The 15,272-nt window shown below is 46.3% G+C and carries 13 protein-coding genes; 11 read left to right on the top strand and 2 right to left on the bottom strand.

Translation table 11 applies throughout. The features are described from left to right. Positions 1-78: 78 nt before the first annotated feature. The 4 genes from DEHRE_RS10580 to DEHRE_RS10565 all read left to right on the top strand — a co-directional run bounded on the left by DEHRE_RS10580 (position 79) and on the right by DEHRE_RS10565 (position 3,833). Positions 79-906: a dihydroorotate dehydrogenase electron transfer subunit gene (locus DEHRE_RS10580; protein WP_019226790.1), complete on the top strand. Its 828-nt coding sequence runs from the start codon at positions 79-81 to the stop codon at positions 904-906. Beyond that, positions 893-1,819, top strand: coding sequence for a dihydroorotate dehydrogenase (locus tag DEHRE_RS10575; protein WP_019226789.1), 927 nt, complete (start codon positions 893-895; stop codon positions 1,817-1,819). The genes DEHRE_RS10580 and DEHRE_RS10575 overlap by 14 nt, the downstream gene beginning before the upstream one ends. Positions 1,820-1,824: 5 nt before the next feature. Continuing rightward, complete coding sequence (pyrF, locus tag DEHRE_RS10570) at positions 1,825-2,517, top strand: orotidine-5'-phosphate decarboxylase (RefSeq protein ID WP_019226788.1); 693 nt, start codon at positions 1,825-1,827, stop codon at positions 2,515-2,517. Positions 2,518-2,678: 161 nt separating this feature from the next. Further along, a complete protein-coding gene (locus tag DEHRE_RS10565; RefSeq protein ID WP_019226787.1) occupies positions 2,679-3,833 on the top strand; it encodes a GGDEF domain-containing protein in 1,155 nt (384 codons plus the stop codon). Here the strand turns inward: DEHRE_RS10565 and DEHRE_RS10560 are convergent. After that, positions 3,823-5,316 (bottom strand): sensor domain-containing diguanylate cyclase, encoded by a 1,494-nt coding sequence (locus DEHRE_RS10560; RefSeq protein ID WP_019226786.1) that lies wholly within the window; start codon positions 5,314-5,316, stop codon positions 3,823-3,825. The genes DEHRE_RS10565 and DEHRE_RS10560 overlap by 11 nt on opposite strands. Positions 5,317-5,518: 202 nt before the next feature. On the opposite strand from DEHRE_RS10560, the gene DEHRE_RS15500 reads away from it, so the two are divergent. Continuing rightward, positions 5,519-5,644: a hypothetical protein gene (locus DEHRE_RS15500; protein ID WP_282432027.1), complete on the top strand. Its 126-nt coding sequence runs from the start codon at positions 5,519-5,521 to the stop codon at positions 5,642-5,644. A gap of 118 nt (positions 5,645-5,762) precedes the next feature. Continuing rightward, positions 5,763-6,368, top strand: a complete 606-nt coding sequence (gene pyrE / locus DEHRE_RS10555; RefSeq protein ID WP_167539428.1) for an orotate phosphoribosyltransferase — start codon at positions 5,763-5,765, stop codon at positions 6,366-6,368. A gap of 234 nt (positions 6,369-6,602) precedes the next feature. On the opposite strand, the gene DEHRE_RS10550 is transcribed toward pyrE, so the two are convergent. Continuing rightward, positions 6,603-8,423: an Rqc2 family fibronectin-binding protein gene (locus DEHRE_RS10550; protein WP_025206022.1), complete on the bottom strand. Its 1,821-nt coding sequence runs from the start codon at positions 8,421-8,423 to the stop codon at positions 6,603-6,605. A 207-nt stretch (positions 8,424-8,630) separates the two neighbouring features. On the opposite strand from DEHRE_RS10550, the gene DEHRE_RS10545 reads away from it, so the two are divergent. The 5 genes from DEHRE_RS10545 to remA all read left to right on the top strand — a co-directional run bounded on the left by DEHRE_RS10545 (position 8,631) and on the right by remA (position 15,271). Further along, positions 8,631-11,387, top strand: coding sequence for a calcium-transporting P-type ATPase, PMR1-type (locus tag DEHRE_RS10545; RefSeq protein ID WP_019226783.1), 2,757 nt, complete (start codon positions 8,631-8,633; stop codon positions 11,385-11,387). Positions 11,388-11,722: 335 nt separating this feature from the next. Beyond that, positions 11,723-12,559: a diaminopimelate epimerase gene (gene dapF / locus DEHRE_RS10540; protein WP_019226782.1), complete on the top strand. Its 837-nt coding sequence runs from the start codon at positions 11,723-11,725 to the stop codon at positions 12,557-12,559. Between the two features lie 82 nt (positions 12,560-12,641). Next, positions 12,642-13,877, top strand: a complete 1,236-nt coding sequence (locus DEHRE_RS10535; protein WP_019226781.1) for an LL-diaminopimelate aminotransferase — start codon at positions 12,642-12,644, stop codon at positions 13,875-13,877. A 186-nt stretch (positions 13,878-14,063) separates the two neighbouring features. Next, positions 14,064-14,942, top strand: a complete 879-nt coding sequence (locus DEHRE_RS10530; RefSeq protein WP_019226780.1) for a YicC/YloC family endoribonuclease — start codon at positions 14,064-14,066, stop codon at positions 14,940-14,942. 59 nt (positions 14,943-15,001) lie between these two features. Further along, complete coding sequence (gene remA / locus DEHRE_RS10525; protein ID WP_019226779.1) at positions 15,002-15,271, top strand: extracellular matrix/biofilm regulator RemA; 270 nt, start codon at positions 15,002-15,004, stop codon at positions 15,269-15,271. The last annotated feature ends 1 nt before the right edge of the window (position 15,272 follow it).

Here is a 15,272-nt window from a genome sequence, read left to right as displayed (position 1 = left end):
TAATGGATGGGCAGCGCGTCATCCATCGTGGTGAAAGGCCTTTGCAAATAAAATCGATCTACTAGGAGTGAGCATATCATGGACCTCAAGGAGAAAGTCGTCTTCAATGAAAGGATCGGACATCCCGTCCAGGGTTTGTACAAAGTTGTTTTGAGTGGAGAAGCTGCCAAAACAGCTCGGCCGGGCCAGTTTCTGCATATCCAGGTCACGGATACGAGTGACCCGCTTCTGCGCAGACCACTTAGCATTGCCGGGATCGACCCTGAACGTGGAGAAGTGACCATCTACTACAGAATCAAAGGGAAAGGAACCGAACTTCTTTCAAGGATACCGACAGACCAATATCTAAGTGTTCTGGGACCACTGGGGACAGGCTTTTCAATTCCGGAGAAAGGGGAGCTTCTGCTGATTGCAGGCGGAATAGGGATGTTTCCGCTGTTCTCTGTGATCCAGGCCGCACAGAAAGTTCCAGTAAAGATAAAAGTCCTCTGGGGAGGAGAAAACAAAGATTTTCTGGACAGTGCAGATTTAAATCTGCTGCTGCAAAAAGGTTTGGATGTTGAACTTTCAACACTGGACGGAAGCTGCGGAGAGGAAGGCTTAGTTACAGCACTGCTCGAAAAGTATTTAGCTGATAAAAACACGCAGCAATTACTGAGCAAGGGCCTTCTGCGGGCTGCAGCTTGTGGTCCGAACGGCATGCTGAAGGCTGTCGCGGGGATTTGCCGGAACAACGATGTTCCGCTCGAAGTTTCTTTAGAAGAGCGGATGGCCTGCGGGGTAGGTGCATGTTTGGGATGTGTCTGTACCGTTAGAGATGCAAATGGCGGACTGAAACGAAAACGCGTCTGCAAAGAAGGACCGGTAATGAATGGGCAGGAGGTGGTCTGGGATGCAGACATTTAATCTTGAGACTGATCTGGCAGGATTAAAGCTTAAAAATCCTGTCATCACTGCCTCCGGCACGTATGGCTTCGGTGAAGCCTATGCTCCGTTTTATGACCCCTCCGTTCTCGGCGGGATCACAGTCAAAGGGATTACACCGCTTCCGCGTCTTGGGAATCCTGTACCGAGGCTCGCGGAGACTCCATCAGGCCTACTGAATTCTGTAGGCTTGGAAAATCCCGGACTGGAGGCTTTCTTAAAAAACTATCTACCGGAGCTAGCCTTGCTGGACACAGCAGTGATTGTCAATATCTCGGGTTTTTCACTGGAAGATTATGCGCTGATGGCATCATCCTTCCAACGCGGCTGCGGGATTGCAGCCCTGGAAGTTAACATCTCTTGTCCGAACATCAAACACGGCGGGATGGCTTTCGGAACTGATCCCAAGAGTGCGGAAGAAGTCATCACTGCCGTTAGAAAGGAAACGGATCTGCCGTTGATTGCGAAGCTGTCTCCGAATGTGACCGATATTACAGCGATGGCTAAAGCTGTGGAAAGTGGCGGGGCGGATATCATTTCTTTGATTAATACGCTTCTGGGCATGCAGATTGATCTCAATGCCCAGAAACCGGTGTTGGCCAACACGATGGGGGGGTTATCCGGTCCCGCGGTCCGGCCGGTAGCCGTCAGAATGGTCTATCAGGTCTATCAGGCTGTAAAGCTGCCGGTCATCGGCATGGGAGGAATTTTGACTTGGCAGGATGCTATCGAGTTCATGCTGGCAGGTGCTTCGGCAGTGAGCATCGGAACAGCTAATTTTGGCAATCCGCTTGCGCCTGTTGAAATTCTGGAAGGAATTAAGGCCTATTGCAATCAAAGAGGCTATCAGTCGGTCAAGGAAATCGTCGGACTTGCCCATGGGCAGAAAGGATGAAAAAAATGGAAACTTCACATAGTTTAAATGAAAAGGTCATCGTGGCTTTGGATGTCAATACGAAAGAAAAAGCCCTGGACATTGCCCGGGAACTTGCCGGCTGCGGGTGCTGGCTGAAGGTTGGCCTTGAGCTTTATGCGCTTTCGGGGTTAAGCCTGATTCAGCAGTTCAAAGAGCTCGGATTTAAAATATTTCTCGATCTTAAGCTGCATGATATTCCGACTACCGTCGAAAAAACCCTAAGCGTGCTAACCGCCTCCGGCGTGGATATGATCAATGTTCACTGCAGCGGCGGATACGAAATGATGGCCAGAGCGGCCGAGGTCGGCCATAAGGCCGGCAAAACCATTATCGGCGTAACCGTCCTTACAAGTATGGGACAGGAAGACTTGACATCGATCGGGGTGCAGGGCAGTACGCAGGAGCAGGTACTGAAACTGGCAATGCTCGCCAGGAAAGCAAATTTGAACGGGGTCGTTTCTTCCGCGCAGGAAGCAAAAATTCTCCGGGAGGAATGCGGAGAAGATTTTCTTCTCGTAACACCGGGGATCCGGCCGGCCTGGAGCGAAAAAAATGACCAGGTGCGGGTTCTTACCCCGCGCATGGCCCTGGAAGCCGGAAGCTCTTATCTGGTAGTCGGCAGACCGATTACCTTGAATGAGAATCCCAGGGAAGCCATAGAGCACCTATGGGATTAAAATAGGAACAGTATTTGTATTGACAGGATTTGGCTATCGTTATATAGTTGTGACGTTAAAAGTTGACATATGTTGATATATTGTTTGAACCTATATTTTGCAGTATAAAAATGACAGCATGAACTTGACGGCATGAAAAAAATCATGAGGTTAGGCAATTCATGAGGTTTGAGCGTTTACGTAAATACTTTACGATTGTTCCAAAAGAAAATAAGGATGAATTTTCGCGTCAGCTTTGGAAAGAAAATTTCTTAAAGCTAATTGTTATTGCGGGATTCTTTAGCATTTGTGAAAGTTCACTGCTGATCTTTTTTCCGCGTGCGGTCGCAGACGTTAAAATTAGCATATTAATTTTTGTTTCGATTAGTTTGCTGATGCTTCCGCTTCTTATTCAAATATACCGGAAATACGACGTTTACAGAAAGGAAATCATCTATTGCACAGAAGTCGGGTATTTAATCATTTTACTGGTTTTTGGCTGCGCGCTTAGTATTTTGCCTCAAAATGAGCTTGTATCAATCAATCCATATATTATTGCAGTATTTGGTATAGCAGCTTTTATCTATTTACCTCCTTTGACAAGTTTGGTCTTGTATTCTTTCGTCTATCTTTTCTTTTTTCTGGTCATTCCCTACTATCAGCCGAATGATTATATTGTTGAGATTTTGCGTATCAATGCTTTCATTATGAACTTGTGTGCCTGGATTTTTTCCAGGATGGTATTCAGAATCAGATTATTTTCCTTGATTTATAAGAAAGAAGTTGAAGCCAAGAACACAATATTGGCCGACCTGTCCGTCCGCGATTCGATGACATCCCTATATAACCATGAAAATCTCTTTCTGAAACTCAAGGAAGAGATTGAACGTGCCAAACGGATTGATTATCCACTGTCTATCATTATGATGGATATCGATGATTTTAAAGACATCAACGACCGGTTCGGTCATCAATGCGGAGACGATGTCATCATCCGTGTTGCCGGGATATTGAATCAGGCATGCCGGAGTACCGATATTATCGGCAGATATGGCGGGGACGAATTCGTCATTATCCTACCTGATACTGCCTCGGATGAGGTTTTATTCCTGGCGGAACGGCTGAGATATAAGATAGCGCTAGCTGATTTTCGGGAAGGCATACATATAACCGTAAGTGGAGGAATCAGTGAGCTTAAAGAAGAATCGGCCGAGGAACTGATCAAAAAAGCTGACCTCCAGCTGTATAAAGCGAAAGCCAACGGTAGGAACCGGTTTGAAGCAGGATCTCTGGTAGACGATGTCCAGGGAAGCTTGTGGGCTAATTTCAGAGGATGATAACGCCATTGAACTCTACCCTGTTGCGTCCTTGTTCCTTGGCTCGGTAGAGAGCGTTATCCACCTTCTTGATCCAGGAATCTATGTTATCGGTATTGGCTAGTTCGGCGACCCCGATGCTTGTCGTGATTTCTCCGACTTCCTGGAACAGGTGTTCCGCAATCAGCTCCCTGAGCCTGTCGGCGTACTGCACGGCGTTTCCGGCCCGAAGGTGAGGCGCCAGGATCAGGAATTCCTCCCCTCCCCAACGTGCTAAAGAGTCAAAGCTTCGGATATTATCCCGCAGAAGGTTCACAAACTCAATTAAGGCCTGATCCCCAGCCTGATGTCCGTAATTGTCGTTGATCAATTTGAAGTGGTCAATATCCAGAAGCAGCAGGGAAAGCGGATACTTGTTACGTCTGGAACGTTCAATTTCAATTACCGAATTCTTCAGAAAGCATCTTCGGTTCCAAATATTTGTGAGCTGGTCGGTGAATGCTGATTTCTCCAATTCAGCATTCACTTTTTTTAAAGCTTCAGCTGTGCGTTTGTGCTCTTTCAGTTCTTTGCTCAGAGAGTGGATCAGCTTGAGATTTTGGATAACCGTGCTGAGCTGCCCGCAAACAGCCTGCAGCAATTCCTTATCTTTGGCTTTGAAAGGCTTATTATGCTTATTAATCAATCCAATGCCGCCGATCGTTTTTTGTTCAAATATGATCGGAAAAGCCATTTCATCAGTAAAGCCATAATCAAAAAATAACTGTTTAATGCTTTCATCAATTTTAGTTTTTTCCGTATACTTGGCGTATGCCACAAAGTCTGATGTAAGACTTTGACCGATAAAACCGACATACTGCGGCAGAATTTCTATTTTGCGGATAATCTCTTTGGGCAGTCCAAGCGTATAATATAACGCCGAGCTTTGCAGGTAGTCATCATAAAAGTAAAACACAAAAGCATCAAATTCAAACGTGCTTTTCATAATACCGGCAGCTTGTCGGATGAGTCTGTTAATGTTCTTTTCACTTGTCGTCGCCTGATAAATATTATATAAGACCTCAAGACGGTTGTACGTCTCTTTTAATTCTTCCTCTACCTGGACCCGGTCCGTGATGTCGCGGACAATGGATGTAGCGAGATATTTATTACCGACCAATTGTCTGACTGTGCTTAGTACTTCGACCGGGATGAGATGACCGTCCTTATGTTTGTGAAATGTCCGGAAAAGAGAAAGTCCTCCGTAATCAACATATTCAATAATGTTTTGGTCAATTCCGCCCGCAACAATAGGGGCAAAGTCCCTAATATTGAAGGTGAGCAGCTCTTCTCTGGTGTAGCCCAATGTCCGGCAGGCGGCTTCATTGACGAAAGAGAGGTTTCCTTCGTCATCGGCCCAGAACACGCTATCGGGTATTTTTTCAAGGCTCATGAAGGCATATAGAAGTTTTTCTTCTTTATCCTGCTCACTTTTGAAATAGACATCAAAATCCTGAAATAGCATTTAAACCACCTTGGTAAATGATCTATTATTTTCTAATCATAAATAATAGATTATTTTAGTTTTTAGATATTATCAAATAGTGATTACTAGTAAATAAAAGAAATGTAAAATCAAGTAAGAAATATTTCTGTAATCTATTATATAACAAAAAATAATAAATATAATAACTATTTTTGTAAATAATGCGGCAAACGTTTTAAGTATGAAAACATTGTTTGTAGCCATCGAAGATATCCTATTCTTCAAGAGCAGCTTGGTAGGCAGTACGGAAATGCTCCTTTCGCAAATGAACAGAACAAAATTTGAGATAGATTCCACACCAAAATAGTTCCTTTTTTCTGAATCAATGTGGTAGAATATTTTAAGTGCCATAATACATGTAAAATTCATTGTACTGGTATTTCACGGATAAATTCAGAAATCACATTTTGGAAGGTGGAATAAACGTGTCTGATCATTCAACGACTGAAAGATTAAATGAAAATGACATTCTCGATATTTTCAAGGAGACCGGAGCGCTGCTTCAAGGTCATTTTCTTCTTACTTCAGGGAAACACAGCGCGCGTTACATGCAGTGCGCTCAGGTACTTCAGTATCCGAGGAAAGCTGCAGTACTCGGAAAGGATCTGGCCGGAAAGTTTGGAGGAATGGAGATCGAAACCGTTATTGGTCCTGCGATGGGCGGGATTGTCGTCGCCCATGAGGTTGGCCGGAACTTAGGGGTAAAAGCGATCTTTACCGAAAGGCAGAATGGGGAAATGGCGCTCAGGAGAGGATTCAAGCTTGAACCTGGCGAAAAAGTCCTCGTGGTCGAAGATGTTATCACGACCGGCGGATCGGTTAAAGAAGTCATCAATATCGTCAAGGAAGCCGGTGCAGTTCCGGTCGGTGTAGGCGTGCTTGTGGACCGTAGTGGTGGCAAAGCTGATTTTGACGGACTTTTGCTGCACAGCTTGATCCAGATGAATATTGAAGCTTATGAGCCGGATGATTGCCCGCTTTGCAAGCAGGGTATCCCGTGGGAGAAACCTGGGAGCCGGGGAATAAAATAAACCTAAACAAGTAAAGAATTTGATATTTAGGTAGGACTCCGTAATACATAGTCGCTTTCGGCTTCTTGTGCTCTCCTTGGCACGTCGCTCCTTGCCATCCTTGGCATCGCGACATTAGGCCATCCGTGGCCGTCAAAAAGCCGCGCTCTGCATCGTACTTCGCAGACGCTGGCTATGTATTACGGAGTCTATTTTATGGTATTTGCGAAGTTTTCTCTAGCTATTGAACGCTGATTATCGAGTTATCTGTTGTTCGGTAGCTAGGAGCCGCTCGATAGCATCCTGCTCCGGTGTCAATAGAAGAGACCAGTTTTGCTCATAAACAACCATCCCGGGTTTGGCCCCCCGGGGTTTTTTGATTTGCCGGACGTGAGTATAGTCGACAGGGACATGGGAAGACCCCCTGGCCTGGCTGAAATAAATGGCCAGTGCCGCAGCATCGAGCAAGGTATTATCGTCCGGGAACTCCTCCTCTTCAGACAGAGGAACAATGACATGGGAACCCGGAATATTCTTGACGTGGAGCCATAGATCGCCCGGCTTCGCTTCCCGCCAGGTCATCCGGTCATTTTGCTTATTGTTGCGTCCGACCAAAATGGTTTTGCCGCTCTTAGACAGATAGACATGTGGCTGAGAGAAAGAATTCTGTTCTTTTCCAGCAGACGGTTTCTTTTTCGTCACATGCTTATCCTGTTTTTTGGAGATATACCCTTGATCAATCAGTTCCTGATAGATTTCATTAAGTTCGATATCGTTTTCAGCTTGATCAATGCTTAAAGTGAGCGTCTGAAGATAATTCATTTCTTCCTGGGCAGTTTCTTGCAATGGTTCAGTTTTCCTGATTGTTGCTTTGGCCTTATTGTAGGTCTTGTAGTAGCGCTGCGCATTATCAATGCCGGTCAGGTTTGGGTCAAGCCCAATGGTAACAGGTTTGTAATCGGGATCGGTATAGTCTTCTACGGTAACTTCCTCCATACCCGGTGAAAGCTGATAGAGATTGGCCGTCAAAAGTTCTCCTAGTTTTTGAGCTTTCAGCCCTTTTTGAGCCTTGGAGATTGTCTCGCGATAGATGCCGTCTTTCTTGCTGACGTGCGCAAAATGATCCTGGACAATCTTACGGAGCGAGCCTTTTTTGGCCTCATTCTTCTGACTGGTCATTCTTTGGGTGTAATACAAATCTACCGCGTCATTTAGGAACGACGTTTTCTGAAGTTTGAGACCTTCGTACTGCACATACGGAATAAAGGTAAAAGCAGCCGGCATGTTCTTGTCCCGTCCGGACTGATAATATACGCACGGATCAACGGCTGTATCCTGTTTGGCCAGCAGGAAAAAGGAATAAGCTTGGAAAAGACGGCTCAGGTCAATTTGTCCGCAGTTGTCAAGAAGCACATCTAGCTCAAGACAAGCCCTCAGAACAAGCTCTTTGGCCAGTTCAGGGCTGATACCGTCAAACAGATTCACCAGGACATCACAGACTTTCCGGTCAAGCGGGTACCCAAGGATGACTGACATCCATTTTTGTTCATCGCTGACAGCTTCGGCTTTATGCTGGGAAGGCGGTGAGATATACAATCTTCCGGGAAGCACTTCCCGGTGTCTGCTCAGGAGATGGGAATACCGTCTGATTCCGTCCAGAACAATGTTGGTCTGAGGATCGACTAAAATCAAATTGCTGTGCTTGCCCATGACTTCCAGGATAAGCTGATAATCTTGAAGATCGCCTCTTTCATTGTAATTCTGTACGGTCAGGGTAATGATGCGTTCCAGTCCGGACTGGCTGATCCCGATAATCTTGCCGCCTTCGAGATGTTTGCGTAGAATCATGCAGAACATCGGAGGTGAGACAGGATTTTTTTTATTTTGCTCAGTCAGATGCAGTCTGGCGGAAGTGCTGCCGGCATTTAACAGCAGACGCAAATTTTTTCCGGGACTCCGCAGTAAAAGATGGACCTCCTCTTTTTCAGGCTGCTGAATTTTATCAATACGCGTTCCAACCAGAACCGGCTCAAGCTCTTTCAATAGATGATAGAGTGTAATACTGTCAAGGGCCATATCGTTAACTCCTTCAAACTTAAATGTTTTCTCGGCAGGGCTAGTCAACCCATAGACGTCGAAAGCGGCTATATATTATGGATCCTTATCCTAGAATGAACAATGAAGAGGCAGAAAAATTCAATATCAGTATAACACAAATCCGGGAATTTTTTCTGGACAGGCCGAATAGCATGTACTAATGGAAATGAAAAGGAGGAGCAGGAAATGCAGCGGCAAGTATGGCATATATTAACCGGCGGAGAAATATGCAAAGGATTTAGAGTAGATCCTGAAAAGGGTCTTAGTGATAGGGAAGTCAGCCGGCGGCTGGCGGAATTTGGTCCGAATTCTCTGGTTGTAAAAAAAGGGGTTAACCCGGTTTTCTTATTTTTGGGTCAGTTTAAGGATTTCATGGTTCTGGTGCTGATGGTTGCTACGCTCATTTCAGGTCTGCTGGGGGAAATTGCGGACGCAGTAACCATTCTGGCTATTGTTTTTCTGAATGCAGTACTCGGCTTTATTCAGGAATACAAGGCGGAAAGGTCCATGGAATCGCTGCGTTCCCTGACGGCACCGGAGGCGATGGTTCTGCGTAATAGTAGGACGGAAAAGGTACATGCATCCGGCTTGGCTCCGGGGGACATTCTCATGCTGGAAGCAGGTGACCGGATACCTGCCGATATCCGATGGCTGAACACTTCAAACATCCGTGTGGAAGAATCAGCGCTGACCGGAGAATCCCAACCGGTCGCTAAAATGAACCAGCCTTTGACTGACGAATACAGTTCGGTTGCCGACCGGAAAAACATGGGATATATGGGAACCGTGGTTGTGAACGGGAGGGGACTTGGGATCGTTATAGCCACAGGCATGAATACCGAGATGGGTATGATTGCCGGAATGATTCAGGAGGTGAAGGAGGAAGAGACGCCTCTGCAAAAAAGGCTGGCTCAGCTTGGGAAATGGCTGGTCACGATCAGTCTTGCCGTCTGTGTTGTTGTCGTGGTGACAGGAGTTTTACAAGGAGAAAGCTTCGAAAAAATGTTTTTTGCCGGAGTATCTCTGGCAGTCGCCGCGATTCCTGAAGGTCTCCCGGCAATTGTTACGGTTGCGCTGGCAATCGGTGTGCAGCGGATGGTCAAACGCAATGCAGTGATCCGAAAGCTTCCGGCTGTGGAAACCCTGGGCTGCGCGACTGTAATCTGCTCAGATAAGACCGGAACGCTGACCCAAAATGAAATGACGGTTCGGCGGATTTTTTGTGATAACCAAGTCATTACGCTGACGGGTCAGGGGTATGACCCCAAAGGCGATTATCATGGCGCTGACCCGTATAAGGATAAAGGCCCTCTGAAAGAACTGCTAAGGTGTGCAGCCCTGTGCAATAATGCTGTATTAACCAAGAAAGGAATTCAGGTGGCAGGACTTTTCAGAGGCAAAGGTCAGGACAGCATCTGGGGAATCGAAGGTGATCCGACGGAAGGCGCCCTTCTGGTTGCAGCCGCCAAAGCGGGAGTCTGGCGGGAGGCTTTGGAACGGAAGGAACAAAGGGTTGCGGAAATCCCTTTTGAATCGGAACGGAAAAGGATGACGGTTATTTATAAGAATAAGGAGGAATATAAAGCCTACGTCAAAGGAGCGCCGGATGTTGTTCTGGGACTATGCTCGCGGGAGATGACGAAGGATGGCGTGGTGGAACTGACCTCCGAAAGAAGAAAGCAAATTCTGTTTTACAATGACGAGATGGCATCGCATGCACTCAGGGTTCTGGCGCTTGGGCTGAAAGATGTCCGGCGCGGCGAACCAAACGGTGATGTGGAAAATGATCTAATATTCCTGGGTTTGACCGGGATGATTGATCCACCACGTACGAGTGCGGTGAAAGCGATAAAAGTATGCCAGGCTGCCGGGATAAAGCCAGTCATGATTACCGGGGACCATAAGCTGACGGCGCAGGCTGTCGCGAAAGAACTCGGAATCATTCGCGGATTTAATGAACGGGTCGTTACCGGAATAGAACTTGATCAAATGACAGATGAAGATCTAAGCCACATGGTCATGAATATTTCGGTGTTTGCCCGGGTCGCACCAAGGGATAAACTTAGAATCGTCAGGGCTTTAAAAAAGAACGGCCAAATTGTGGCGATGACCGGAGACGGCGTCAATGATGCCCCCGCTGTGAAAGAAGCGGATATTGGAGTCGCCATGGGGCAGACCGGAACCGATGTCACCAAAGAGGCGTCGGCCATGGTAATCTCTGATGACAATTTTGCGGCGATTGTCGCAGCGGTCGAAGAAGGAAGAGGAATTTATGACAATATCCGAAAGTTTATCCGGTATCTTCTTTCCTGCAATCTCGGAGAAGTGCTGACCATGTTTCTGGGAACACTTACAGGGCTACCGCTGCCTTTGCTGCCGATACAGATTCTGTGGGTCAATCTGGTTACGGACGGTTTGCCGGCGATGGCTTTGGGGGTGGACGGAACAGAGCCGGATATCATGAAGAGGGTTCCGCGTCAGCCGGAGGAAAGTGTATTTGCGCGGGGATTAGGGCAAAAGATTCTAATCAGGGGAACGATTATTGGTTTAGCGACACTCTTTGTATTTGTCATCGGTTTATGGTACGGCGTCGGTCTTTTAGCGGCACGGACCATGGCGTTTACCACGCTTGTTTTTTCTCAGCTTTTTCATGTCTTTGATTGCAAGTCGGAACGCCGCGGAATCTTTGAGGTTGGTATATTTTCCAATCCATTGCTGGTCGTGGCAGTAGCAATCTCTGTTACCATGCAGCTATCGGTAATCTATCTTCCGGCTTTGCAGGTAATTTTCAAGACCACAGCGCTGGTCGGCTGGCAATGGCTTGTCATTCTGGTGGCTGCCGGCGGACCCAGCTTAATCATTGGCCTGACACGACTTATTCGGAACAGGTATCAGCCAGCTAAATCCAGCCCAAATTTTAGCTTTAAGAAAAGCGTTCACTAACTCTAAAATATGTCTCCGTAATGGATGGACAGCGCTAAGCGGAGCATGGATTGCGCAGTGCGGGATTTTGTGTCAGGGATGACACAATGACCGAAAGCGGCCATCCATTATGGAGACTGACCCGAACATAGCTGCGTATTATTGCAGCTTACGGGACCTACGAATTAATCTACCATAATGAAAACATACATTATGTATACTTCAGACAAAAATATTGACCCTTTGCTGTTCTCATAGTATTCTTAAAGAAACTTGGCTGGCGCGGCCCACGGGTTTTTGCGATTTGGTCATTTTTCGAACAGACTCTGTAAAAGGCAGCGAGAGGAGAACCCTTTATGGATTTTGTGAAAATGCATGGTCTGGGAAACGATTTTATCTGCCTGGATCATTTTCTTTTTCCGACGGGTATGGATTATGCCGAAACCGCTGTCCAGCTTTGCCACAGACAATTCGGCGTCGGCGGTGACGGTCTTATTGTGATTCTGTCTTCCGATGTAGCCGATGCAAGGATGAGGATATTTAATTCAGACGGTTCTGAACCGGAGATGTGCGGCAATGGCATACGCTGTTTTGCCAAATATGTTTATGAAGCCGGTTACGTTCAGAGAGATTCGCTTAAGATAGAAACGTTGGCTGGAGTTCTGAATGTCAAACTGGAGATCTGCCGGGGAGCTGTACACCATGTTACGGTTAACATGGGCGAGCCGTGTCTTGATCCCATTAAGATACCTGTTTTGGCCGGAACGGACACTGCACTTAACCAAAAACTTGAGGTTGCCGGGCAAGAAGTTATTTTTTCGGCGGTATCGATGGGAAATCCGCATTGTATTATTTTTACCGAGGATTTGGAATTGCTTCCATTTGAAACGCTGGGTCCTGCGATCGAGAAACACCCGCTGTTTCCGAGAAAAACAAATGTGGAGTTTGTCAAGGTAGACAATTCAGGTGAAATAACCGTTAAGGTGTGGGAACGCGGAGTCGGCCCAACGCTGGCCTGCGGAACGGGAGCCTGCGCATCTGTGGTTGCAGCAGTACTGGCTGGTAGAACCGGTAGAACTGTGATTGTTCATTTGCCCGGGGGGGACCTGAAGATTGAATGGCAGGAAGGTCAGCAAGTCCATATGACGGGTCCAGCAGTCTGTGTTTTTCGCGGAAGTACGCTTGAATCATAAGACATCATCATACTTGAATGACTACTATAGTAAAGACTACATCAGGGAATTATAACTACATATTTACAGGAGAGTGAATAGAATGGCTTTTGTCAATGAAAATTATCTTAAACTGCCTGGAAGCTATCTCTTTTCGGAAATAGCCCGCCGGGAAAAGCAATTCAGACAGGAAAACCCGGACTGTGACTTAATAAAAATGGGTATTGGTGATGTGACCCGCCCGCTTCCGCCAGCCGTCATCGAAGCAATGCATCAGGCTGTCGAGGAAATGGGCCAGCAGAAAACCTTTAGAGGATATGGCCCAGAACAGGGATATGAGTTCCTGATTGAAAAAATCATTGAGCACGATTTCAAGCCCCGCGGTGTGGACCTGGCAGTTAACGAAGTGTTTATCAGTGACGGGGCCAAGACGGACACCGCCAATTTCCAGGAGATATTTGGCATGGGCAATATCCTGGCTGTTACAGACCCGGTTTATCCGGTTTATGTGGACAGCAATGTCATGGCTGGACGTACCGGTATTTATAACAACGACAAAGGGCAGTTTGAAGGAATCGTTTATCTTCCCTGTAATCAGGAAAATGGACTGAAACCGGCGCTTCCCAGCACGAAAGCAGATATGATCTACCTGTGCTATCCGAATAATCCGACTGGAACGACACTTTCGGCTGAAGAACTGAAGAAATGGGTCGATTATGCACGCGATCATAAGGCCATCATCTTATTTGATGCTGCGTACGAAGCTTTCATACGGGAAGACGGTGTTCCCCATAGTATTTTTGAAATCGAAGGTGCGCGCGAAGTGGCCGTGGAATTCAGGAGTTTTTCCAAGACGGCTGGTTTTACCGGGACTCGCTGCGCATATACCATCGTTCCAAAGGAAGTCATGGTCTATGATTCCAAAGGAGAAGCGCACAGTCTGAATAAATTATGGCTTAGAAGGCAGACCACAAAATTCAATGGAGTATCTTATCCGATCCAGGCTGCCACTGCTGCCGTATTTTCTGAGGCAGGGAAACAACAGGTCAAAGAAACCATTGATTATTATATGGATAATGCCGCAATTATCCGGGCTGGTCTCGAAAAAGCGGGATATACCGTCTTCGGCGGTGTGAATGCACCGTATATCTGGCTAAAAACACCGGGACAGATGGGGTCCTGGGAATTCTTTGACAAGCTGATGAAAGAAGCCAATGTTATCGGAACACCCGGAGCCGGCTTCGGTGCGAGTGGGGAAGGATTCTTCCGGCTGACGGCTTTCAATACTAGGGAGAATACGGAGAGGGCCATTGAAAGGATAAGGACCAGAATAGTATAGAGCTATTAAGCAGGATGAAACAATCCATTGTTTGAGAACGTGATTTAATTGAGGGGCTGTTTGTCTCCTCAATTTTTTTTCTGGTACCTTGTATAACTCTAAAACGCATGTAAAAGGAGCAAAGCATAGTATTCTTGCCCTTCAGAGTAAAAGAATGGTATGATTGTCGTTAAGGAGTTGAGGGAATTGGCAAATAGTATGACTGGTTTTGGCAGAGGGGAAGCTCAGGGACTCGGAGTCCAGATTTCAGTAGAAATGAAGTCAGTGAACAATCGCTTCCTGGAAGTCCTAGTGAAACTACCAAGAAACTTGAATATCATTGAGGAACGTTTTCGTAAAGCCGTGCAGGAAAAAGTCCAGCGGGGCCGCGTTGATATTTACGTGAATATCAAGGAAACGGAAGAAAAAAAGAGATTAGTTAAGGTTGACAAAGATTTAGTGCTGTCGTATGATAATTCTCTGAAGGAATTGGCAAATTTGCTCAATACCACGTATAAGAGCGATCTTTTTAGTCTGGTTTCGTTCCCTGAAGTACTCAGTGTTGAAAACGAAGAGACGGATGCAGAAGCCTTGTGGCCATATCTCAATATGGCTTTACAGGAGGCGCTGAACCAGTTAATTCAAATGCGTAGGACTGAAGGGGAGAGACTGGCCAAGGATTTGCTGAAAAAATTAGATGACCTTTCCGGAATGGTTGATCAAGTAACTGTAAGAGCGCCGCAGGTTGTGGCGGAATATCAGGAAAAATTAAGGGAAAGGCTTGCGGCGCTTCTGGCGGACACTTCGCTGGATGAAGCTAGACTGATTACCGAAATTGCCATTTTTGCCGACAGGTCTTCTATTGAGGAAGAGCTGGTCAGGCTCGGGAGTCATTTTGAACAATTTACCAAAGCCTTTTCAACCAATGAGCCGATTGGACGGAAACTTGATTTTCTGGTTCAGGAAATGAATAGAGAGATTAATACCATTGGATCTAAGGCGAATGATCTGGAAATTTCACATATTGTTGTCCAAGGGAAAAGTGAACTGGAGAAAATCCGGGAACAGGTTCAGAATATTGAGTAACACGATGAAAAAGAGCAATAACGCGGTATGCAGCGTATTGAATATGGGAGGTATAGGAATTGGATATCAAATTGATTAATATAGGATTTGGCAATATTGTATCGGCTAACAGAATTATCTCGATTGTAAGTCCGGAATCAGCACCCATTAAGCGAATTATTCAGGAAGCGCGCGATACAGGAATGCTCATCGATGCCACCTATGGGCGAAGGACGCGTGCCGTCATTATGTGTGACAGCCACCACGTAATTTTGTCGGCTGTTCAGCCTGAAACGGTTGCCCATCGTCTGACCGCCAAAGAATCCAGTAGTGAGGATCCGGTTGATTAAT

The sequence above is a fragment of the Dehalobacter restrictus DSM 9455 genome (genome assembly GCF_000512895.1).
In the GTDB taxonomy this organism is placed as follows: domain Bacteria; phylum Bacillota; class Desulfitobacteriia; order Desulfitobacteriales; family Syntrophobotulaceae; genus Dehalobacter; species Dehalobacter restrictus.
The sequence above is the reverse complement of the archived record's forward strand: the minus strand, read 5'-3'. Positions and strand labels throughout refer to the sequence as shown.

Coding starts and splice junctions, on each gene's coding strand:
- DEHRE_RS15500 (WP_282432027.1), top strand. CDS start 5,519: ATGAAAACATTGTTTGTAGCCATCGAAGATATCCTATTCTTCAAGAGC.
- pyrF (WP_019226788.1), top strand. CDS start 1,825: ATGGAAACTTCACATAGTTTAAATGAAAAGGTCATCGTGGCTTTGGAT.
- DEHRE_RS10550 (WP_025206022.1), bottom strand. CDS start 8,423: ATGGCCCTTGACAGTATTACACTCTATCATCTATTGAAAGAGCTTGAG.
- DEHRE_RS10545 (WP_019226783.1), top strand. CDS start 8,631: ATGCAGCGGCAAGTATGGCATATATTAACCGGCGGAGAAATATGCAAA.
- DEHRE_RS10560 (WP_019226786.1), bottom strand. CDS start 5,316: ATGCTATTTCAGGATTTTGATGTCTATTTCAAAAGTGAGCAGGATAAA.
- dapF (WP_019226782.1), top strand. CDS start 11,723: ATGGATTTTGTGAAAATGCATGGTCTGGGAAACGATTTTATCTGCCTG.
- DEHRE_RS10565 (WP_019226787.1), top strand. CDS start 2,679: ATGAGGTTTGAGCGTTTACGTAAATACTTTACGATTGTTCCAAAAGAA.
- DEHRE_RS10575 (WP_019226789.1), top strand. CDS start 893: ATGCAGACATTTAATCTTGAGACTGATCTGGCAGGATTAAAGCTTAAA.
- DEHRE_RS10535 (WP_019226781.1), top strand. CDS start 12,642: ATGGCTTTTGTCAATGAAAATTATCTTAAACTGCCTGGAAGCTATCTC.
- DEHRE_RS10580 (WP_019226790.1), top strand. CDS start 79: ATGGACCTCAAGGAGAAAGTCGTCTTCAATGAAAGGATCGGACATCCC.